Genomic DNA, 21640 nt, shown 5'->3' with positions numbered 1-21640 from the left:
GACCAGACCAGACCAGACCAGGCCACCCGCCACCCGCCACCCGCCACCCAACGGGCCAGCGCCCCGCCGGACCAAGCCGCCGTCCTGCCGGGCCGCCGGGACCGACGAGCGGTGCACCGGGGTACGGGGCCAGGCCGCCCACCAGCGTCACCAGCCTGCGCCCCCACCCGTGGGGCCTCAAGGCACCGGGCCTGACCGACGGGCCGGTCGACCGGGGTCCCGGGGCGGTCGGCCCCTCGCCGATCGCCGGCGGCAGGCACCCGCACCGCGCGGCCCGCGTCACGCTCCGGTCGCATCCCTCCAGGACGACTCCCGCAGCAGGCGCAAGCCGTTGAGGGCGACCAGGACCGTGGAGCCCTCGTGGCCCGCCACGCCCAGCGGCAGGGGGAGATGACCCGCCAGGTCCCACACCACCAGCACGCCGATGCAGACCGACGCGATAGCCAGGTTCTGCACCACCAGTCGGCGGGCGCGCCGCGAGAGCGCCACGACGGCCGGGACGGCGGCCAGTTCGTCCCGTACGACCACCGCGTCCGCGCTCTCCAGGGCCAGGTCGGAGCCTGCGCGGCCCATCGCGATGCCAGTGTGGGCGGCGGCCAGGGCGGGGGCGTCGTTCACGCCGTCGCCGACGATCAGCACCTTCTCCCCCGCCGCCTGCCACTCGTGCACGGCAGCGACCTTGTCCTCGGGCAGCAGTCCGCCCCGTACGTCCTCGATGCCCGCCTCGGCCGCGACGCGGTCGGCCGCGCGGGCGTTGTCGCCGGTCAGCAGCGTCGGCGTGCGGCCCGTGAGGCGGGTGAGCGCGGCGATCGCCTGCGGCGCTCCGGACCGGAGCCGGTCGGCGACGGCGAGCACAGCCACCAGCGCGCCGTCGGCCTCGACGACGACGGCGGTTAGGCCCTCGGCCTCCACCGCGGCGACCGCAGGGCACTCCTCGGCGAGCAGGGCGGTGGGGCTGCCCACCCGCACCTTGGTGCCGTCGATGTTCGCCGAGACGCCGCGCCCGGGAGCGGAGTCGAACTCCCGCGCAGCGGGCAGCCGCAGGCCCCGTTCGCGGGCGGCCGCGACGACGGCGCGCCCGAGCGGATGCTCGCTCGGGACCTCGGCCGCGGCGGCCAGCACGAGCACACGCTCGTCGGTGAGGCGGACATCCGGCAGCACGCGCACCTCGGCGACGCGCGGCGCACCCTCCGTCAGGGTGCCGGTCTTGTCCAGCGCGGCCCGGTCGATCTCGCCCAGACGCTCCATCGCCACTGCGGACTTGACGAGCACTCCGTGCCGTCCGGCGTTGGCGATGGCGGAGAGCAGCGGCGGCATGGTGGCGAGGACGACGGCGCACGGCGAAGCGACGATCATGAAGGTCATGGCGCGCAGCAGAGTGCTGGTGAAGTCGGCGCCGAGGGCGAGCGGCACGGCGAGCAGGGCGAGCGTCGCGATCACGACCCCGGTCGAGTAGCGCTGTTCGACCTTCTCGATGAACAGCTGGGTGGGCGCCTTGGTGGCGCTCGCCTCCTCGACCATGGCGACGATGCGGGCGATGACGGACCGGGTGGGGTCCGTGTCGACGCGGATGCGCAGGGAGCCGGTGCCGTTGAGGGTGCCCGCGAAGACGGGGTCGCCGGCGTGGCGGTCCACGGGCAGGGGTTCGCCGGTGATGGTGGCCTGGTCGACCTCGCTCGCGCCGTCGATGACCGTACCGTCGGCGGGCAGCCGCTCGCCGGGCCGTACGAGCACGGTGTCGCCGACCCGCAGGTCGGCGACATCGACCGTGTCCCACTCGTCGGGCCGGCCGTCGGCCATGCGTGTGGCGCGGGCAGGGGCGAGGCCGAGCAGTCCGCGGACGGAGTCGGCGGTCCGCCGGGTCGCGAGCGCCTCCAGCGCGCCGGACGTGGCGAAGATGACGATGAGAAGACCGCCGTCGAGGTACTGCCCGATGACCGCGGCGCCGATGGCGGCGACCACCATCAGCAGATCGACGTCGAGCGTCTTCTCCCGCAGGGCCTGGAGGCCGGCGAGGCCCGGTTCCCAGCCGCCGGCCGCGTAGCACAGGGCGTAGAGCGGGCCAAAGGCCCACGCGGGCGCGCCGGCGAGGTCGAGCGGCAGCGCGCACAGGAACGCGACCGCGGACAGGGCGGCCCATCGGACCTCGGCCAGGGCGAACAGCCGGGTGCGCGGCCGGCCCGGCGGTGCGGCGGGCGGGGCCGGCCGCAGCGTGTGCACGGGCGCGGTGGTCGGCGAGGTCGGGGGAAGCATCGGGACACCTCTTCTCCGGGTCCGCGCGGGGCGGAGCCGTCTCGGCTGACCCCACCACCATAGCGGAACACATGAAGAGCTCTTCATTCATTTGATTGGTCGCACGGCTACGATGTGCGGCATGGGACACGGAGTCAGCAGCGGCACCACACCGGTCGCCCACCTGGACGCGGACTCCGCGGCCACGATCGCCGCCACGCTCCAGGCCCTGGCCACCCCTTCGCGGTTGATGATCCTCACGCGCCTGCGCCAGGGCCCCTGCGGAGTGACGGAGCTCGCGGACGCGGTCGACATGGAACAGTCGGCGGTCTCCCATCAGTTGCGTCTCCTGCGCACCCTGGGTCTGGTCACCGGGACGCGTCAGGGCCGCCGGATCGAGTACAGCCTCTACGACACGCATGTCGCCCAGCTCCTGGACGAGGCCGTCTACCACATCGAACATCTGCGCCTGGGCACACGCGACGTGCCCGAGCCGGTCGCCACCGAGGACACCACCGGGCGCGCCTGACAGGTGTTCGCGGTCTACGCCGTCGAGGTGTTCCGGCAGAAGACTTCCCGGCGGGGCGGGTCTACGCGGACGGCATGGACGCGGAGATCCGGCTGATCACCTGCGGCGGCGCGTACTCCGAGCGCACGGGGCTACGACGGGAACGCGGTCGCCTCGGCCCGGCTCGTCGCGGTGCGTTGAGTTGCGCTGAGCTGTCAGGTGCCCGCGTCGCGCCGGGGACGGCTGACCACGATTCCGCGCCGCCACCGTGCGGAGGCGGCGGTGCGCCTCGCCCATCGTCCGGCTCCGGCCGGTGCCACGGCCCGACTTCAGCTGCCCAGCCCTCGGCCGTGGCGGTGGGGGTGTCACCGCGTGTCGGCAGCCGCCGCGACGGTGTGAGCCCGATCCGTACCGTCCTCGTCCGGGAGATCCGATGCCCCAGCCCCTGCCGGTCCGTCATATCCGCGTCACCGCCGTCCGGGCGGCTGACCCCGCACATGGTCCGTGTCACCTTCGACGGCACCGGCCTCACCCCCCTGCGCAGCCGACGCACAGGGCGCGAGGGACCGACCCCCCCGCCCGGCCCGGCGGCTGAAGAATCAGGCCGCCTCGCGTACGGCGAGGTAGCGGGGTCACCGGCCCATCGTCCCGGGCGGGCCGCGGCCGGCCGGGGTTGTCGGAGGGCCCTGGCAGACTGAGGCGCATGTCAGCTCCCCGCCGGCTGTGTCCGGAGTGCCGCCGTGAGATCGCCGTGGTGGCGGGGCGGTTCGCCCGCCATGATCCGGCCGGTCGCCGTTCGGACACGAAGCTGGTCTCCTGCCCGGGGTCGCGGCGCCAGGCGCCGGTCGCCCCGGCGCTTCAGCCGTCGCTGGACGGCAGCGTCGTGCCGGAGTTCCCGGGCCAGCTGCCGCTGTTCTGACGTCTTGGGGCGTGGGCCTCTGCGGGTGCCTTGCCCTTCCCGGGCTGCCCCCGTGGCCTTCCCGCTCTTCGCCCTTCCCTGAGCTCCTTGCCCTGCCCGAGGCCCGTAGCCCCTGCCCGAGGCCGTCGTCCTTCCCGCTCCTCGCCCCCCTGGCGCGCCCGTGGCCGCCGGCAGTGTAGCGGCCCTTCGCGCAAGGCCCGTCGTCCGCCACGCGAACCCACCAACTCACCCCCTCGCGTCCCGTCGCCCGTGCGCGAACCGCCGTCCGGTTTCGGGCGCTTGGCTGCACCGCGCCGGTGCGGTGGCCTGCCATCCGCCCTGGGCACGGCCGCCCGTCATGGGCCGGGACACCGGCTGGCGGCTGCCGCTGAAGGCGGCGCGGGAGGTCGCTCAGGTCGCGTTGCGCGCCCCGCCTGGACGCGTCCGCGTCCCCGCGCGCACCCGTCGTGCGCACCATGGCGTCGGGTTACCGGCACGTAAGCGGTCGTACCAGAAGACAGGACGCCTCCCGGCAGGTAGATTGGTCTACACCACTGCGCGCTTCAGAGACAGGGATCTTCGTGGAAGTTGTCATCGTTCCGGACTCCGCCGCGGCTGGCGAACTCATCGCCGAAGCCATGGCCGACCTGCTGCGACGCAAGCCCGACGCCCTCCTCGGCGTGGCGACTGGGTCGACCCCGCTGCCGATCTACGAAGCACTCGCCGCCAAGGTCTCGGCGAAGGAGGTGGACGCCTCCCGCGCCCGGATCTGCCAGCTCGACGAGTACGTCGGCCTGCCCGCCGGGCACCCCGAGTCGTACCGGTCCGTCGTGCTGCGCGAGGTCGTCGAGCCGCTCGGCCTGAGCGAGGCGGCCTTCATGGGGCCCGACGGCACCGCCGAGGACGTGGCCGCGGCCTGTCTCGCGTACGACCGCGCACTGGCGGAGGCGGGCGGCGTAGACCTCCAGCTCCTGGGCATCGGCACGGACGGCCACATCGGCTTCAACGAGCCCTGCTCCTCGCTCGCCTCGCGCACGCGCATCAAGACCCTCACCCAGCAGACCCGTGTCGACAACGCCCGGTTCTTCGGCGGCGACATCGACCAGGTCCCCCACCACGTCATCACTCAGGGCATCGGCACCATCCTGGAGGCCCGCCACCTGGTGCTGCTGGCGACCGGCGAGGCCAAGGCGGACGCCGTGGCGCTCGCGGTCGAGGGCCCGCTGGCCGCCCTGGTCCCCGCCTCGGCCCTCCAGCTCCACCCACACGCCACGGTGGTGGTCGACGAAGCGGCGGCCTCCAGCCTGAAGCTCGCCGCCTACTTCCGCGCCACGTACGCGGCGAAGCCGCACTGGCAGGGCATCTAGACCTGTACCAAGCGGGGCGGGCGCGGCCTGACGGGCCGGCCCGCCCCGCCTGCGTCGCCGGCGGTGCGTGCTCGCGCCCGCCGTCTCCGTGGCCGCCGTGGAACTCGGCGTCCACCCGCGCCTGACCAGGGGCAGCGCGTTCGGCGTCCGGGGCGCACGCTGCCGCATGAGCCCCCTTCGACCTGTCCGGCGATCACGCGAGCAGTCGGGCGAGAACCGCGACGTGTTCTCCACCAGCTTCACAAGCCGGCGCACGAGGCCGTTGACAACACTGCCGGTCACATCGCCTGCCGCCACGCCGTTCACGTCGCTCCCGGCACGGCTCAGTCCGACGCGTTCGTAAGTCGCGGATTGTTCCCGGGACATCGGCTGTGACGTCCGCCCACTGCGAGTAGCGCTCCTGCCCCGCAGCACCTTCCCCTTTGTGATGCCGGGCATAGGACCCACATCACTTACTAAGCGCGGTAGGGGAAACCACACCTCTGGCATGCCGGACATACACCCCTCACATGATTCTTTGCGGCATTGCTCTGTAGTGGGGTAGTAGGTCACATTCTTGCGCCGGGCTCGAACCGCCCCTAACCATGGCTGACGTTCCGGGGAGCGAGCACCGGGACCGGGCGCATCCCGCCCGGTCGACCGCTCCGGCCCCGACGCGGAGACCTTCTCCGCCTCCCGCCGATCGCGACCACGGTCGGCCGCCCCATGACGTCCCCCGTTTGGAGAGTCCCTTCCGTATGACCGCCGCCATGCAGAACACCGCCAGCCGTACCGCCCGCTTCCGCACGTTCTCTGTCACCGGCCTGGCCACGGCGGGCGCCGCAGCAATCGCGCTCACCCTCGCCCCCTCGCCGGCGCAGGCCGCTCCGGTCACGGAGAGCACGTCGAAGGCCACGGTGGCGACGGCCGGGGTCTCGCCGGCGAAGAAGGACAACCCCAAGAAGGACAACCCCAAGAAGGCGAAGAAGGCGAAGAAGGTCTACGCCGACAACCTCGACGGCTGGATCAAGGAAGCGCTCGACATCATGAAGTCCGAGGGCATCCCCGGCACGTACGAAGGCCTGCACCGCAACATCATGCGGGAGTCCAGCGGCAACCCGAACGCCCAGAACAACTGGGACGTCAACGCGCAGAACGGCACGCCGTCCAAGGGCCTTCTCCAGGTCATCCAGCCGACGTTCGACGCCTACCACGTCGACGGCACCCCGAACGATCTGACCGACCCGGTGGCCAACATCACCGCGGCCGCGAACTACGCCGCCGACAGGTACGGCTCGATCGACAACGTCGACTCCGCCTACTGATCCACCCTTCCGAGCCGTCTTCCGAACCGTTCGGCCCTCGCGGCCCCGCCCCTCATGGGCGGGGCCGCGCCGTCGTCGCGGGACAGCGCCGGTCAGCGAGGGCATCCAGCAGCGAGCGTTCCCGCTGCCGGGCCGCCCGGAAGGCGTCGTGCCGCGGGCACGGCTTCGTCCAGCCGGCCGGCGAGAAACAGGCCGAAGAAGACCTCAGCGCCGTGCGCGGAACCGGCTCAGCACGCGGCGCGCCTGGGCCCGCCTCCGCGGGTCGGCTGCGGCGCGGCGCGCTGCGCCGATCGTCCTGTGGCCCCGGGGGCTGCGGGCGAACTGCTTGATTCGTGTCATCAGGCCGGACATGGCACCTCCTGCGGTGTGCAACCGTCCACGGCTTGCACGTGTTGTGCGGACGTTGTTCGTGGACACGCCTGCCCCGCTTCGTCGTCGAGATGCGCCGCCGCCGCACGCCTGGTGCCCACCATCGTGTTGCGCGACGGCGACACCGTGTCCGCGCGCTTGCATACGAGCACTCACGACGGCCCTCACAACTCGGCGTCCCGCCCCGGGCGTGGAGGGAGCGCGCCCGCCCGTGGACACCCCGTCGCCCCAATGTGACGTTGTCCGTCCCGGATCTCCGCCTCGACAGCGGTCGACGGGAAGCAACCCCCAGAGCATGACCAGGAGTTCACCGGGGCACCCGGGTTGATCGCATTCCGGCCTGGGGCACGCCCATTCCCGCCTGGCGGTACACCGCGGCGCCGGCCCGGCGGCACGTCCGAACAGTTGGGCGTGAAGTGGCCAGACGCGGGAAGAGGACGTCGGACCCGCCGGGACCGGTCCCGGCGGCGCTCACGCCGGCCGGCCGCAGCTGTACCGCAGTCAACTCCCCGGAATTCCGCCACAATTCATTGCATCGGGGACACAAGGCGGCGCGCCGGAGTGTTCTCCGATCGGCCGGATTCAATCCCTGGCCGATGCAGCGATGTGAAGTCCACGTGAATTCGTCTCCATAACTCACCACCGACATCGCGCTGACCATACCGATCAGCCGACCGCCTCTTCACCGATACCTCCCGGCGGATGACTGAATCGGTCCCTTGACCGGCACTTGAGAGACGAACGAGACTCGCAGAGGCACTCATGCATCAGGAGCCACAAACGCATGCGCATGCGAATGGCCCTGCGAGACCGATATCGCACGGGGTGTGTGGCGGGGGAAAGTGAAGAGCTCGATCGTTGCGTCCGCATGCGCGGACATGTGCTTACACGTCCTCTCCTCATCTCTTGGTGCGCGAAGGGAATGGAGGGGGAATGCCGACGCACATGGGCTATCCCGGCGTATACATCGAAGAACTTCCCAGCAGCGTCCGTACCATCGCCTCGGTCACCACTTCGGTGATCGCATTCGTGGGCCACACCCGCCGGGGTCCGCTCAACCAACCGGTCCGCATCACCAGCTTCGCGGACTTCGAGCGCCGCTTCGGCGGTCTGACCGCCCAGAGCGCTGTCGGCTATGCGGTGCACCAGTTCTTCGGCCACGGCGGCACGGTCGCGGTCGTCGTGCGCGTGGCCAAGGCCGGCACCGGCGAGGAGGCCTGCGTCACGCTCGAGTCCACGGAGGGGCGCAGCGAGTGCCCGGTGCTGGAGGTGCACGCGAAGGAGCCCGGCGTCTGGGGCTCGGGCCTGCGGGTGGCCGTCGACCACGACACCCCCACCCCCGACAAGACCTTCAACCTGCATGTCCTGGACGCACGCGGCGACGCGCGCGAGTCGTTCACCGGTCTGTCGATGCACTCCGGGCACGGCCGCTTCGTCGAGACGGTCGTGAACGCCGGATCCTCACTCGTGCGCGTGAAGGCACTCGACGAGGACCGGCCGGACCCCTCGGGCACAGTGTCCAAGCCGTTCGCCGCCGAGCTGCCCGACCTGAACGTCGAGCTGAAGGTCAAGATCGGTGATGTGGAGCGGGAGTTCACGCTCTACGAGCCCGACCGCGACGGCGAGCCGCCCACGGACGTCACCGAGCTCGCCCTGCTGCTGGAACGCAAGCTGCGGGCGCTGCCCGACGCGCCGGGCAAGCACGCTTACGCAGGGGCCGAGGTCACCGCGTTCGGACGCCGGCTCCAGGTCGTCGCCGGGTCCCTCGACCCGGACGACGTCGTGCGCTTCGTCGGGGAATGCGCCAACGACCTGGGCCTGGAGGCCTCCGTCAACCCGCCGGTCTTCGCGCTCGAGGGCGGCAAGGACGGCGACGCCCCCGGCCCGCGCGACCTGATCGGCAGCGAGGCGGACAAGACCGGTCTGCAGGCGCTGCGCGACGTCGACGACGTCAATCTGCTGGCGCTGCCCGAGCTGGCGGCGTACGAGTCGACCGAGGACATGGTCACCGTCGTCTCGGCGGCCGAGCAACTGTGCCGGGAGCGGCGGATCTTCCTGCTCGTCGACTCGCCCTCCACCTGGGGCAGCGTCGACGCGGCACGCGCCGGGATCGGTGCGTTCGACAGCGTGCGCAGCGACCACGCGGGGCTGTACTTCCCGCACCTGCAGCTGACCGACCCGCTCACCGGCCGGCTGCGCGCCTTCCCGCCCTCCGGCGCCGTCGCGGGTGTCATCGCCCGCACGGACGGCGAGCGCGGCGTGTGGAAGGCGCCCGCGGGCACCGAGGCGCGCCTGGCCGGGGTCCGCTCGCTGACCGTACGGCTCACGGACCGTGACAACGGCCTGCTGAACCCGCTGGGCGTCAACTGCCTGCGCACCTACCCCGTCGTGGGGCCGCTGGTGTGGGGTGCGCGGACCCTCGCGGGCGCCGACGCCCTGCAGAGCGAGTGGAAGTACGTGCCGGTGCGCCGGCTCGCCCTCCACATCGAGGAGAGCCTGTACCGCGGACTGCAGTGGGTCGTCTTCGAGCCGAACGACGAGCAGCTGTGGCAGCAGATCCGCCTGAAGGCATCGGCCTATCTCAACGACCTGTTCCGGCAGGGCGCGTTCAAGGGCGGCACGCCCCGCGAGGCGTACTTCGTGAAATGCGACAAGGACACCACCACCGAAGCCGACATCGAGCGCGGCGTGGTGAATGTCGTGATCGGAATCGCTCCGGTCAAGCCCGCGGAGTTCGTGATCGTCAAGATTCAGCAGATCGCCGGCCAGTTCGACCTGTCGTAGTCCCGGCCCCGAGGAAGAGGAACGCAAAGGAAACCGATGGCTGAGTTCCAGGTAAACGCCCATCGTTTTGACCCCTACAAGAATTTCAAGTTCCTGGTCCTGTGGGACGGTCGAACGGTCGCGGGCATCAGCAAGATCAGTCCGCTCAAGCGCACCACCGAGGTGGTCAAGCACCGCCACGGCGGCGACCCCAGCTCGCCCCGCAAGTCCCCGGGCCGCTCCGAGTTCGAGGGGGTGACCCTGGAGCGCGGTGTCACCCATGACCCCGAGTTCGACCGCTGGGCCAACAAGGTCTGGCAGGTCGGCGCGGGTCTCGGCGCGGAGGTGTCGTTGCGCGACTTCCGCAAGGACATCATCATCCAGGTCCTCAACGAGGCCGGGCAGGTGGCCGTCTCGCACAAGCTGTACCGGGCCTGGGTGAGCGAGTACCAGGTCCTCGGCGAGCTCGACGCGAACGCCAACGCCGTCGCCATCCAGAGCGTGAAGCTGGAATGCGAGGGCTGGGAGCGGGACTACGAGGTGCCGGAGCCGGTCGAACCGTCCTTCACGCACCCGGCCTGACCGCCGGGCGCGCCGAGGGACAGGAGTGGGACCCGCCGAGCTGCTGGCCGTCTGGGAGGCCGGCCTGGCGCAGGGGGCAGCGGACAGATCGCTGCTGCTGCACCGGGCCGTCCGCCCGGCGGCCACGGCCGACGAACTGCTGGCGGTGCCGGTCGGAGAGCGTGAGGCGGATCTGTTCGCGCTGCGCCGGGCGTTGTTCGGCGAGCGCATGCAGGTGCGTGTGGAGTGCGGGGCATGCGGCGAGGCGATGGAGTTCGATCTCGACGCGGGCGTGCTGGGCAAGAGGAGCACGCCGCCCGAAGGGCCGCTGCGGGTGGCTGACGGTGATTGGGTGGTCGACTTCCGGCTGCCGACCGTCGCCGACCTCGCGGCGGCAGCGACGGCGTCCCGCCCGGACGAGGCCCGCCGCACGCTGGTGACGGTCTGCACGGTCGCGGCGCTGCGGGGCGGTGAACCGGTCGCTCCGGGCGAACTGGCCGCGCTGCTGCCGGAGCGCGTGGAAGGGCTGATCGCCGAGAAGGCGGCGCAGGCCGATCCGACGGCGGACGTCACGCTCAACGTCGCCTGCCCCGAATGCGGCGAGGCCACCTCGGCCGAGCTGGACATCACCTCCTATCTGTGGACCGAACTCGACACCTGGGCACGGGACCTGATGCTCGATGTCCATCTCCTCGCCTCCGCCTACGGGTGGAGCGAGCCGGAGATCCTGGCGCTCAGCCCGCTGCGGCGTCGTTACTACCTGGAGCTGTGCGCAGATGCCTGACTACTTCGACCGGCTGCTCGCCCGGTACACGCCGGTGGGCGGGGCGGCCGGTGCGCCCACCCGGGTGCGGCCGCGGCTGCCCGGTCCGTTCGAGCGCGTGGAGGCGCTGCGGTACGGGCCGCCGGAGCCCGACGAGCCCGCGTCCCTGATCCCGTCGGCGCATCTGCCGCCGCCCGCTCCTGCGGCGACGGTGCGGCACGAGCACGACATGCGTACGGAGAACCGCACGGTGGTGCGCACGGAGCGGATACGGGCGGCCGAGGGCGAGCGGTCGCCGGACCGGCCGGCCGGCGAGCCGCTGCTGCGGCCGGCCGCGCCCGTGCCGTCCCCGGTACGGCCCGCGGCACCACAGGCGCCGCGTACGGCGCGCCGGGACCGCGCGGCGGACGACGCGCGTGACACGCCGTCGCGGGCTACCGCGCCCGCCGAGAGGGCGCGCACCGCCACCCCCGCGCCCGCTGCGGTGACCGCGGCGCCCGCGCCCCGCCCGTCCGACGCGGCCGCGGTGCGCGGCGCGGCGCTCGGCTCGGTGGGCCGGCGCGCGCAGAAGCCGGCGGAACGGGTCGTGCATGTGCAGATCGGACGGCTGGAGGTCAGCGCGGCGCCACCACCGCAGGCGGCGGACCGCCGGCCGGCCGGGCGCGGTGGAAGGGCCGCGCCCGTACTGACCCTTGACGACTATTTGTCGCGCGGCGAGAGGAAGGACCGACCATGAGCAACGCACTCGCCGTCGCGACGGTCACCCAGGCGCTGGCCCTGCTCATCGAGAGCAACCTCGGCCCGGAGATGGACATCGCGGTCAAGGTGGAAACCGGCAAGCCGCCGAACGAGCCGCCGGGCGAACCGACCGTCACGGTGTTCCTGTACCAGGTGACGCCGAACCCCTCGATGCGCAACGTCGACCTGCCGGCCAGGTCCTCGGACGGCACGCTGGTCAAGCGCCCGGTGGCGGCGCTGGATCTGCACTATCTGATCAGCGCGTACGGGGAGGAGGCGGAGCTCGTCGGCCAGCGGCTCATCGGCTGTGTGATCCGCACGCTGCACGAAATTCCCGTGCTGCCCAGGGAGTTGATCGAACTCGCGGCGGAGCGGCCGTACCTGGCGGGCTCGGACCTCGCCGAGTCGCCGCAGAAGGTGCGCTTCACACCGACGGTGATGGACATCGACGAGACGTCGAAGCTGTGGGGGATGCTGCACCAGACGCCGTACTCGCTGTCGGTCGCGTACCAGGCGTCGCTGGTGCTGTTGGAGGGCCGGGAGCGGCCGACTCCGGCGAAGCCGGTGGAGGAACGCACGGTGCGGGTCCTGCCGTTCGGCGCGCCGGGCGCACCGGTGCCTCCGGGGGCGGGCTCGCCCGCCGGTGCCGCGGCGACCGCGGAGGCCGACGAACCGGTCGGGGCGGATGCGTCGGCTGCGTCGGCTCCGGAGCCGGACACCTCTTCCGCGCCGACGGAGCGGAAGGCGCCGGCCAAGCGGATCACACGCTCGGCGCCCGCGAAACGGACCGCTCCGGCGCATCGGGCGCGCAAAGAGGGCGGGCCGCAAGTGCCGAAACAGGGCGGAAAGAGCTGAGCCGGAGTGCCGACCACGGGGGCGGGTGAGGACATGGGTACGTACGAGGGGGCCGGGGAGGCCCACGCGCTGACGTCGGCGATCCACGAGGTCCTCGCCCGCATCGACGCCCACGCGGGCCGCGCGCAGCGCGGAAGGGCCGCGGGCGGGACGACGCCTGTCCCGGACGGGACCGACGCGGCTGCGGCCACGGGCGCGGCCGGGGCGGGTGCGAGGCCCCCCACAACCGGCGCTGAACCGGAGGCGGGTCCGGCCGGCGGCGGGGCCGACGAGCGGCGCGGGGCCGGTGAAGCCCGCCGCGGGTCAGGCGCACACGACGGCGTCGACGCCGACGAGTCGGTCATCGATGTGCGCGGCGAAGGCGCCGCAGAGCCGGCCGCACGCGCCGGTACATCGGCTGACGACGCCGGCGCGGCCGGGGCCGGGCGCAGAAGGGTGGCCGAGGGCCGCCGTGGCGCGCACGGCGCTGCGCTCGACCACGGCCAGGGCACGGATCACCACAGCACCGACATGGCCGCGGCCCGCCGCCACGAGGGCGAGGACCACCGCGGGGCCGACGAGGAGAGCGCCGGCCGGGCCCGCGGCGGCGATCCCGAGGGACGCCCTGGCGCGGCGGTGCCTGCCGTCCCGAGCGGCGCCCGACCGGCCACCGGCCCGCCCGCACCCGCCGCGCTCGACGCGCTTGTCGCGTGCTTCGGGCTCAGCCCGTTCGAGCGCGAGATCGTGTTGCTGACCGCGGCGGCCGAGCTGGAGCCCACGACCGGCGCACGGTGTGCCGCCGCCTGTGGTGATCCGGAGCGGGCGCATCCCACGTTCGCCCTCGCCCTCGCCGCACTCCGCGAACCCCACTGGAGTGCGCTCACCCCCGTGTCACCCCTGCGGCGCTGGCGGATCGTCGAACTCGACGACGAGACCCGGCTGACCACCTCCCGGCTCCGGCTCGACGAGCGCATCCTGCACTTCCTGGCCGGCTCCGCTTACCTGGACGCCCGTCTGCACGGGCTGCTGCGCCGCACCGCCGCGCCGGACTCGCTGCCCGCCTCCTACGACCTCGCGGCCGAACGCGTCGCGGCGGGCTGGGCGGGCGCGCCGCTGCGGGTCGAACTGGTCGGCGGGGACATGCGCAGCCGCGCGGACATCGCCGCAGCGGCCGCGCGCCGCCGCGGCCTCGGCCTGTACGAGATGGCCGCGGAGGACATCCCCACCGGCGCGGCCGAGCGCGACAGGCTCGCCCGGCTGTGGCAGCGCGAGGCGGTCCTGCTGCCCGCCGCGCTGCTGGTCGAGGTGGGTGACATGGACCGGGACCAGGCCGCGGCCGCCGACGCGTTCATCGAGAGCGCGGCCGTACCGCTCGTCGTCGCGGGGCCCGAGCCCCGCCGCACGGCGCGTGCGCGGGGCGAGCGCGTCATCGTTCCCCCGCTGGAGGCGGACGAGCAACTCGGCGTGTGGGCCGACGCGTTCGCCGCAGTGCCCGAGGTGTCGCAGGACGATCTGCGCCATCTGTCCGCCCAGTTCTCGCTGCCCCCGCACCTCGTACGGTCCGCCGGCGCGGCCGTGGCCCGCGATCTGCCCGGCGAGGACGACCTTCACGCGACGGACCTCGCCTGGCGCGCCGGGCTGGCCGAGGCCCGGATGGCCATGGACGAGCTCGGGCGGCGGATCGAGCCGCAGGCCGGCTGGGACGATCTGGTCCTGGCGGAGCGGCAGTTGAAGGTACTGCGCGAGATCGTGGCGCATGTGCGCAGGCGGCCCACCGTCTATCAGGAATGGGGCTTCGCCGACACGCTGCGCCGCGGGCTCGGTGTCACGGCCCTGTTCGCCGGCGGCTCCGGCACGGGAAAGACGCTCGCCGCCGAGGTGATGGCGAAGGAACTCGGCCTGGACCTGTTCATCATCGATCTGTCCCAGGTGGTCAGCAAGTACATCGGTGAGACGGAGAAGAACCTGCGCAGGGTGTTCGACGCTGCCGAACGCGGGGGCGCGCTGCTGCTGTTCGACGAGGCCGACGCCCTCTTCGGCAAGCGGAGCGAGGTCAAGGACAGCCACGACCGGTACGCCAACCTCGAGGTGAGTTACCTGCTCATGCGGATGGAGGCGTACCGCGGGCTCGCGATCCTGACGACGAACATGAAGCAGGCGCTGGACACGGCCTTCATGCGCCGTATCCGCTTCGTCGTCGACTTCCCCTTCCCGGGCGAGAGCGAGCGCGCCGAGATCTGGCGGCGCGTCCTGCCGGCGCGTGCCCCGATGAAGGGCGTCGACCCGCAGCTGCTGGCCCGGCTGACCGTCGCGGGCGGCTCCATCCGCAACATCGCGCTGTCGGGTGCGTTCCTCGCCGCCGAGGAGGGCGACCGGCTGCAGATGCGGCACATGCTGGAGGCCGCGCGCACCGAATATCTCAAGCTGGACCGCTCCTTGACACCCTCGGAGGTCCACGGATGGGTCTGAACGAGGCACCGCGCGAGTCGGCGGTGCGGGTGGACATCGGTGAGCTGGTGCTCGACGGCTTCGGCCGGAGCGTGGACCCGGAGCGGGTGTCGGCGGCGTTCCAGGCCGAGCTGGCCCGGCTGGTGCGGGAGCGCGGCGTACCGATCGCCGCGGACGGTGGCCGTGCTTGGGACGGCCTGGCGGGCCTGCCGCCGCTGCCCGCGACCACTTCGGCCCGCCGACTGGGCCAGGAGCTGGCGCGCGCGGTGCACGCGGGCCTGGCGGGGCGGGGTGAGGTGAAGCGATGAGCACCTCCCACTCGCAGGAGTCGCGGTCCGACCAGTCGGGCAAGCGCCGCAAGCGCAAGGACCGGTCGGCCTCGCATGCGCCCGAGCCGAAGAACATCGTCAGCGGTGCGGGGCAGCCGCTCGACGTGAGCGTACGGCGCGAGCTGGAGGAACGGCTCGGGCACGACTTCGGCCGGGTGCGCCTGCACACCGACCGGGACGCGGGCGCCCTGACCGAGATGCTCGGCGCGGACGCCGTCGCGGTCGGCCAGGACATCTTCTTCCGCGAGGGCGCGTACCGCCCGGGCACGGCGGACGGGCAGCGGCTGCTCGCCCACGAACTGCTGCACACGGTGCAGAACCCGCACGGACTCGGCGCGCTCCGCGCCGGACGCGACGTGGGTGCGGTGAGCCTGCCGCAGCAGGCGATGGAACGTGAGGCGGAGTCCGCGGCGCAGGACTCCGTACGGGAGGGCGGGCCGGCCGCGACCGTGGCGGAGGGGCAGGCCACGCCCGGGTGGCTGCGGTACACCACGGTGGACGCCGACCGCAGCAGGCTCGAGCAGATCGACCCGGCGACTCTCGTGGACCGCCTGGCGAACTCGGTGGTGCGCTCGCTGCGCGGCGACCCGGAGGACCGGTCCAAGCGGACCCGTATGCAACTGGCGCGACTGCCCGACGAGTTGCAGGACGCCGTGCTGGGCCGCCTGGAGACCAGGCTGCTCAGCTCGGAGCACGAGCGGGTGCTCGATCTCGTCGACGAGATCGAGATCGACGAGGAGACCGACAACGAGCTGGAGCAGAGTTCGCTCGACGCACCGGCCGTCGAATCCGATCTGTTCGAGGAGCTGTCGTTCGAACGAGAGAACGCGCAGCAGACGGCCGGCGAGCGGCAGGAGGAGGCGGACAGGCCGCCGGTCGCGCCGGGCCCGGAGAAGGAGCAGTCCGGCCCGGACGGTGCCGCGGGCAGTACGCCGCAGAACGGCGGCACGCAGGAGGACGGGACGACTCCGCAGGGCGGCGAGGCTCCGCGCGGCGGCGAGCAGGAGCAGGGCGGTTCTGGTGGTGGTGCCGGTGCCGGCGGTCCGGAGTCCGAAGCGCAGCAGGAGCCGGCGGGGGGCGCGGCTGCGGGCGGGAAGTCCGAGGGCGGCAGGTCCGAGGGCGGGCCGCAGGGCGGTGAGAAGAAGTCCGCAGGCGCCGAGGAGAAGAAGGAAGCCCCGGAGCAGCAGGAGACCCCGGCCGCGAGCGAGGAGGAGTCCGCGGCAAGGAACCGTCCGGGAGCGGTCGACGCGCTCGTGGCGGGTCAGCAAGTGAAGCCCGAGGACAGGTCCGGGCAGGACGAGCCCACGGGTTCGCCGACGGTTTCCGGCAAGGGCACGCAGGACCCGGGGCCGTTCAGCAGAATCGACGGCGTACGCAACCAGGATCTCGACGGACCGGAGGAGAAGACCGAAGAGGACCCGTTCACTTCCGGCAGCGAGTCGGAGGTCGAGGTCGGGGGTGGGGAGAAGAGCGCCTGGGACATCAGGCTCCAGCCGGAGGACTTCCTTCCCGAGCAGGATCTCGACTTGTCCGGCGTACCGACGGCCGACCAGCAGGACCCGTCCTCGTCCGCCGCTCCGGCGGCCCCGTCGTTCCCCGCTCCCCCGGTGACCAAGGCCGACAAGGTGCAGGCCGAGCGGGACGCGGAGGATGCCGAGGACGCGGCGGCCGAGGCGGAGGAAGGCGACGCGGACGCGGACGCCGGCACGGAGCCTGCGGCCGAGGACGAGCCGGGTACTGCGGACGGCGGGGAGCTGGACGGCATCGGTCTGGAGAGGGCCGCCGCGCCGCCACCCGCGCCGGGCTCGGCGTCGAGGGACCCCAAGAGCGGCTCGGACCCGAAGGCCGGACCTGTCGCCGCACAGACCGCGGTGCAGGAGGCGCCCGGCAAGTCCGAGGGCGGCAGCGACAGCAAGGAAGCGGCGGCCAAGGAGGAGAAGGGCACCCCTGCGGCCGGCGACAAGTCGGTGGCCGCGCAGGAGAAGTCCTCGCAGCAGGCAGGGGGCGGCAAGGCGGCGGCGCCGGAGCCGGCGGCGAAGGATGAGCAGAAGAGGGCGGAAGCGGCTCCGGGCGGAAGGAACGAGCCGACGGCGGACGCGAAGACCCCATCGGCGGCCCAGGACAGTCACGTCTCCGGCGGGTCCTCCGCGGATTCGTCCGGCGGCGCGAGCGGCAACGCGGCCGCCGGGGAGCAGAGTTCCGGGACGGAACCCCCGGCGCCGAAGGAGGCCGCTCCCGCGGCCCCTGCGCCCGTGAAGGCTCCCGAGGCTCCGGCCCCTGCCCCAGCGCCCGCGCCCGCGCCGAAGAGCGCACCCGGGGCGAAGGAGGAACGCGCGCCCAGGGCCGCAGCGTCGCCCAAGGCGGCGCCGGCCCCCAAGGGACCGCGCGGCGGAGGCGGAGGAGGCGGCAAGCCGGCCGCACGCGGCAAGGGCAGGAAGGACTCGGCACCCACCCCGAACCTCTCCGGTGTCGCCCCCGAGGCGGGCCTGACCACTGCCGCGAAGCTCAAGCCGCACAAGGCGCTTGAGGCCATGGGCGGCGTGAGCGGCTCGGTGGACCGCACGGTCGGCGACGAGCACAAGGCCCTCGCGGCCGCGCCGCCCTCGATGCAACGCCCGGCGGGCGCTCCACAGACCCTCGAAGGCAAGCCGCAGGCCGATGCACCGGCGCAGTACTCCCAGGACGCGCCGCAGAAGTCGGAAGCACCCGAGCAGGAAAACGCCGAGGTCAAGGGCGCCAAGGAGCCCGAAGGGCAGATCGAGGCGGAGAAGGCGGAGGAGCCCGGCGGCTGGGACACCTTCAAGATGGCCCTCGGCTTCGGCATCGGCAAGGTGCTCAGTTGGGTCGGATTCGAGGTCGACGCACAGGAGCTGGCGGCCAAGTTCGCCGGGCTGCCGACCAAGGACGAGGCGCTGAAGCAGGCCCAGGCGGGCAACGCGCCGGGCGTGGAGATGCAGGGCGCGGCCGAGCAGACGGCCGGCGAGCAGGGCGCCGCCGTGGACACCAAGGGCCAGGAGGCCGTCACGACGGCCCGGGACGACTCCGGTCGCGCCATGGGTGAGAACCAGGTCTACCCCAATGCTCCGAAGGAGCAGATGCAGGCCAAGGTCCCCGGCGGTCAGGGCGGCAAGGGCGGCGGCGCACCGGCGGGCGGGGCGCAGACCGGAGTCGTACCGCCTGAAGCGGCGTCCGAGGTGGCCGAGCACGAACGGGGGCCGCAGTTCCAGGCCGCGTTCAGCGACGGCCAGAAGGGCATGTCCGAAGGCCGGCAGACCAAGGACAGGGACTTCCGCGACTCGCAAGCGAAGCACAGGCAGAAGGTCGACGCCGAGATCGCGACCAACACCGAGAGCCAGGCGGGCGAGCGCGAGAAGGCGATGAGCGACGTCACCGCCCAGCGCGCCGACTGGCGTACGGAGCAGGACGGAGAGCTGAAGAAGCTCGGCACGAAGAAGACGGAGCGGCACGAGAAGGTCCGCAAGGACGTCAAGGACAGGGAAGAGAAGACCGACAAGGACGTCACCAAGGAGAAGGAGGACGGCGACAAGAAGATCAAGGACGAGAACACCAAGGCCGAACAGGACGCGGAGAAGAAGCGCGACGACAGCGTCAACGAGTCCGGTAACTGGATCACGAAGGCCTTCGACTGGATCAAGCAGAAGGTCATCGAGATCAAGGACGCGATCGTCCGGGTCATCCGGGCGGCGCGTGACGCGGTGATCGGATTCATCCGGAACTTCAAGCAGACGGTCGAGCGCTGGATCAACGAGGCCCGGAAGTTCATCGTCGACACGATCAAGAACCTGATCAACGATCTGATCGACTTCGCGAAGGCGATGGTGCGGGCCGTCATCGAGCTGGCCAACCGCATCCGAAAGCTGATCACTTCGCTGATCGCGGCCGCGATCGCGCTGGTGAACAAGCTCGCGAACATGCTGAAGCAGATCATCAGCGATCTGCTGGACGCCATTGGCAAGCTGCTGAGCAGCATCCTGGACATCCTGAAGAAGATGTTGCAGGACGTGCTCAAGGCCGTCGTGGACGCGATCAAGTCGGTCCTGGACTTCGCCGCCAAACTGCTGAGCGCGCTCGGCGACTTCATGCTCATCGCCGTCGACTTCCTCTCCGACCCGGGCGGCTGGCTGAGCGGCGCGAAGAACTCCGCGGTGGACGGGGCGAAGAACCACCTGTTCCGGGAGGTCCAGGCGGCCGTCAAGTCATGGTTCCAGTCGAAGATCGAGGAGATCATCGGCGTCCCGAAGGCCATCCTGGACAAACTGATCAAGGGTGGCATCACCCTGGAGCAGATCGTCAAGGAGACATGGGACGCGATTGTCCCCCAACTCCCCTTCATCATCGGCGAGATCGTGATCACCAAGGTCATCGCCAAGCTGATCCCCGGTGCGGGCTGGGCGATGGCCGTCATCGACGCCATTCGCGTCGCCATCGGAGCGCTCGGCGAGATCCTCCGCGCGATCGGCGCGGTCATCACCTGGCTGAAGGCCGTCCGCCAGGGCGGCGCGGGCGTGCTCTTCGCGAAGGCGGTCGCCGCGGGCATCGTGGCGCTGCTCGAACTCGCCTACGAGGCGCTGCTGAGCGGCATCGGCAAGTACGTGGCGAAGGTGGGGCGTCGACTGAAGAACGTGGCGGCGAACCTCGGCAAGGACAAGGGCCCGGACAAGGGCCCGGCCGCGCCGCCGGTCGCGCCCGGCGACAAGGGTGGCCCGGGCAAGGAGAACCAGCCTGCGCCCGCTGCGCCGACCCGCCCGACGACCCCGTCGCCGCGCCCGACCACCACCCCCGGGCCGCGCCCGACGACGCCGTCCCCCCGCCCGACCACGAAGCCGGGCACCACCACCGCGCCGAAGAACTCCCCGGCACCCGGCCCCGGGAAGAGCACGCCTGCGCCCGCCAAGCCCGGACCCACCACGCAGAAGACGCCGACGGACGGCAAGAGTCCGGCCGGCCCGGGCAAGCCGGCGGACAAGGACGGAACGAAGCCGGACACCCGCCCGGCCCCACCCGCCAAGCCGAAGCCGACGCCGACGCCGACGCCGGCACCCCAGCCGAAGCCGAAGACCGACACGGACACGACGCCCAAGCCGAAGGACGACACTCCGGCCGGCCCGAAGAACGACCAGGACTCCACGCCCCAGCCGAAGCCCACGGACAAGACCCCGACGCCCCCGAAGGACACGGATCCGACGAAGCCCAAGGGCACCGACCCGGCGAAGCCGAAGGCCACCGACCCGACGAAGCCGAAGACCGACAAGGACGGTCCGGCAAAGCCGACAAAGCCGAAGGAGGGCGGCGGCTACAAGCCCAAGCCGGGCCGGAACGGCGACAGGCCCGGCAGGCCGAAGGACCCGAAGGGCAAGGAGAACCAGAAGAAGAACGAGAATTCTCCGGACGCCAAGGACGACAGGCTGGCGTTCATCACAGCTCGCATCCGTGCCAGACTCCTGCCGAAACTCGATGAGGGGATGTGGGAATCGGACTTCCAGCCACTGCTGGCAGCCATGAGGAGCTGGTACCGGCTAACGAGTCTCCGTGCCCTGGGCGACCCCGACGTACGTGTCGTTGCAACGCTGAACCCGTCGTCGGTCCCGGTGCGAGCGAGGCGGACACGAGACCTCCATCTGAGGCGCCCTGAGGTCCGGCTCGAGGAACTACGGAAGGACGGGCTGCCCAAGCCCAAGTTCCCACCGTTCAACAGTGGTCCGCCTAGTTCCATAGAGGCGGGTTTCCTGAGCCGCAGCGTGAAGGACAGCGGCTCGGAGCCCGGCTCCCACAGCAACCCACCCGGCTGGGACTACGTGACGTCCAACGGCCTGTCCAAAGACGCTGCCTGGGTGCGTATGCACCTTCTTCCGGCCGCGCTCGGCGGAATGGCTTCGAACAGCAACCTCGTCCCGGCCCGCGGCCCCTCGGTGAACTCACTGATGAGCCGAAGTCTGGAGAGAATCGCGTACGACGCCGTACCGGACAAAGAAACCATGATCTGGTACAAGTCCCACGTGGTTTTCCACCCGTTGCAGAAGGACGGCAACGGGACCGTTCTCAGGGGATTCCCCAAGGACATCACCTCCAGCTACGGCGGCTATGAAAAAACCGGAGGAACCGGAAAGAACAGGGGTGACTGGAAGCCCAAGCCGATGAAGCAGAGCTTCCCCATCCGCAATATTCCGCTTCCCTCCCCGGACGAGCACACGAAGCTGCTCATCAACTCCGCCGGCGCCATGACGATCTGGCAGCACCTCGGCGGACCGGGCGGCCCCTTCTCGCTCCAGATCCCCCGTTACATCGCCGGAAAGGACAGTGACGGCCTCAACCGGACCACCGTGAGGTACAGGCGCACCGTAGAGGACACTCATCCCCCGTATCGCGCGGTTTCCGATGTGCGACGGTACCTGGAGGCACGGAGGAGCAAGATGCCTAGGGGTTCGATGAGGGATATCTACCGCGTCATTTCAAAACTGAAAGAGCTCGACCGAGCCGACAAGATCGACTGGCTCAAGTAGTCCAG

At 71.8% G+C, this 21640-nt stretch carries 13 protein-coding genes; 12 read left to right on the top strand and 1 reads right to left on the bottom strand.

What is annotated here, in order from left to right:
• Window positions 1-279: 279 nt before the first annotated feature.
• Entirely contained in the window at window positions 280-2253 is a 1974-nt protein-coding gene (locus tag J7E88_RS19670) for a heavy metal translocating P-type ATPase (RefSeq protein WP_215182829.1), read from the bottom strand.
• Between the two features lie 121 nt (window positions 2254-2374).
• Here J7E88_RS19670 and J7E88_RS19665 point away from each other — a divergent pair, with 121 nt between their 5' ends.
• The 12 genes from J7E88_RS19665 to J7E88_RS19610 all read left to right on the top strand — a co-directional run bounded on the left by J7E88_RS19665 (window position 2375) and on the right by J7E88_RS19610 (window position 21635).
• Window positions 2375-2761 (top strand): metalloregulator ArsR/SmtB family transcription factor, encoded by a 387-nt coding sequence (locus J7E88_RS19665; protein WP_215182827.1) that lies wholly within the window; start codon window positions 2375-2377, stop codon window positions 2759-2761.
• A gap of 682 nt (window positions 2762-3443) precedes the next feature.
• Window positions 3444-3659, top strand: coding sequence for a hypothetical protein (locus J7E88_RS19660; RefSeq protein WP_215182826.1), 216 nt, complete (start codon window positions 3444-3446; stop codon window positions 3657-3659).
• A 560-nt stretch (window positions 3660-4219) separates the two neighbouring features.
• Window positions 4220-5005: a glucosamine-6-phosphate deaminase gene (gene nagB / locus J7E88_RS19655; RefSeq protein WP_215182824.1), complete on the top strand. Its 786-nt coding sequence runs from the start codon at window positions 4220-4222 to the stop codon at window positions 5003-5005.
• Window positions 5006-5742: 737 nt separating this feature from the next.
• Window positions 5743-6309 (top strand): transglycosylase SLT domain-containing protein, encoded by a 567-nt coding sequence (locus J7E88_RS19650; protein WP_215182822.1) that lies wholly within the window; start codon window positions 5743-5745, stop codon window positions 6307-6309.
• A gap of 1302 nt (window positions 6310-7611) precedes the next feature.
• Window positions 7612-9462: a phage tail sheath C-terminal domain-containing protein gene (locus J7E88_RS19645; protein ID WP_215182820.1), complete on the top strand. Its 1851-nt coding sequence runs from the start codon at window positions 7612-7614 to the stop codon at window positions 9460-9462.
• A gap of 36 nt (window positions 9463-9498) precedes the next feature.
• Window positions 9499-10023: a phage tail protein gene (locus tag J7E88_RS19640; protein ID WP_215182818.1), complete on the top strand. Its 525-nt coding sequence runs from the start codon at window positions 9499-9501 to the stop codon at window positions 10021-10023.
• Window positions 10024-10048: 25 nt separating this feature from the next.
• On the top strand, window positions 10049-10786 hold the full coding sequence (locus tag J7E88_RS19635) for a hypothetical protein (protein ID WP_215182817.1): 738 nt from the start codon (window positions 10049-10051) through the stop codon (window positions 10784-10786).
• Window positions 10779-11501, top strand: a complete 723-nt coding sequence (locus J7E88_RS19630) for a hypothetical protein (RefSeq protein WP_215182815.1) — start codon at window positions 10779-10781, stop codon at window positions 11499-11501. The genes J7E88_RS19635 and J7E88_RS19630 overlap by 8 nt, the downstream gene beginning before the upstream one ends.
• Window positions 11498-12358, top strand: a complete 861-nt coding sequence (locus J7E88_RS19625; RefSeq protein WP_215182813.1) for a DUF4255 domain-containing protein — start codon at window positions 11498-11500, stop codon at window positions 12356-12358. Before J7E88_RS19630 ends, J7E88_RS19625 begins: the two co-directional genes overlap by 4 nt.
• Window positions 12359-12391: 33 nt before the next feature.
• Entirely contained in the window at window positions 12392-14806 is a 2415-nt protein-coding gene (locus tag J7E88_RS19620) for an AAA family ATPase (RefSeq protein ID WP_251022878.1), read from the top strand.
• Window positions 14797-15093 carry a hypothetical protein gene (locus J7E88_RS19615; protein WP_215182811.1) on the top strand — a complete coding sequence of 99 codons (297 nt, stop codon included), beginning with the start codon at window positions 14797-14799 and terminating at the stop codon, window positions 15091-15093. Before J7E88_RS19620 ends, J7E88_RS19615 begins: the two co-directional genes overlap by 10 nt.
• A complete protein-coding gene (locus tag J7E88_RS19610) occupies window positions 15090-21635 on the top strand; it encodes a DUF4157 domain-containing protein (RefSeq protein WP_215182809.1) in 6546 nt (2181 codons plus the stop codon). The genes J7E88_RS19615 and J7E88_RS19610 overlap by 4 nt, the downstream gene beginning before the upstream one ends.
• The last annotated feature ends 5 nt before the right edge of the window (window positions 21636-21640 follow it).

Origin of the sequence: Streptomyces sp. ISL-10 (assembly GCF_018614575.1) — a bacterium.
GTDB lineage: Bacteria > Actinomycetota > Actinomycetes > Streptomycetales > Streptomycetaceae > Streptomyces.
The sequence above is the reverse complement of the archived record's forward strand: the minus strand, read 5'-3'. Positions and strand labels throughout refer to the sequence as shown.

What these genes read in the sequence shown, in the direction of transcription:
- J7E88_RS19640 (WP_215182818.1), top strand. Translation starts at nt 9,499, where the DNA reads ATGGCTGAGTTCCAGGTAAACGCCCATCGTTTTGACCCCTACAAGAAT.
- J7E88_RS19645 (WP_215182820.1), top strand. Translation starts at nt 7,612, where the DNA reads ATGCCGACGCACATGGGCTATCCCGGCGTATACATCGAAGAACTTCCC.
- J7E88_RS19615 (WP_215182811.1), top strand. Translation starts at nt 14,797, where the DNA reads ATGGGTCTGAACGAGGCACCGCGCGAGTCGGCGGTGCGGGTGGACATC.
- J7E88_RS19630 (WP_215182815.1), top strand. Translation starts at nt 10,779, where the DNA reads ATGCCTGACTACTTCGACCGGCTGCTCGCCCGGTACACGCCGGTGGGC.
- J7E88_RS19620 (WP_251022878.1), top strand. Translation starts at nt 12,392, where the DNA reads ATGGGTACGTACGAGGGGGCCGGGGAGGCCCACGCGCTGACGTCGGCG.
- J7E88_RS19665 (WP_215182827.1), top strand. Translation starts at nt 2,375, where the DNA reads ATGGGACACGGAGTCAGCAGCGGCACCACACCGGTCGCCCACCTGGAC.
- J7E88_RS19610 (WP_215182809.1), top strand. Translation starts at nt 15,090, where the DNA reads ATGAGCACCTCCCACTCGCAGGAGTCGCGGTCCGACCAGTCGGGCAAG.
- J7E88_RS19625 (WP_215182813.1), top strand. Translation starts at nt 11,498, where the DNA reads ATGAGCAACGCACTCGCCGTCGCGACGGTCACCCAGGCGCTGGCCCTG.
- J7E88_RS19660 (WP_215182826.1), top strand. Translation starts at nt 3,444, where the DNA reads ATGTCAGCTCCCCGCCGGCTGTGTCCGGAGTGCCGCCGTGAGATCGCC.
- J7E88_RS19670 (WP_215182829.1), bottom strand. Translation starts at nt 2,253, where the DNA reads ATGCTTCCCCCGACCTCGCCGACCACCGCGCCCGTGCACACGCTGCGG.
- J7E88_RS19650 (WP_215182822.1), top strand. Translation starts at nt 5,743, where the DNA reads ATGACCGCCGCCATGCAGAACACCGCCAGCCGTACCGCCCGCTTCCGC.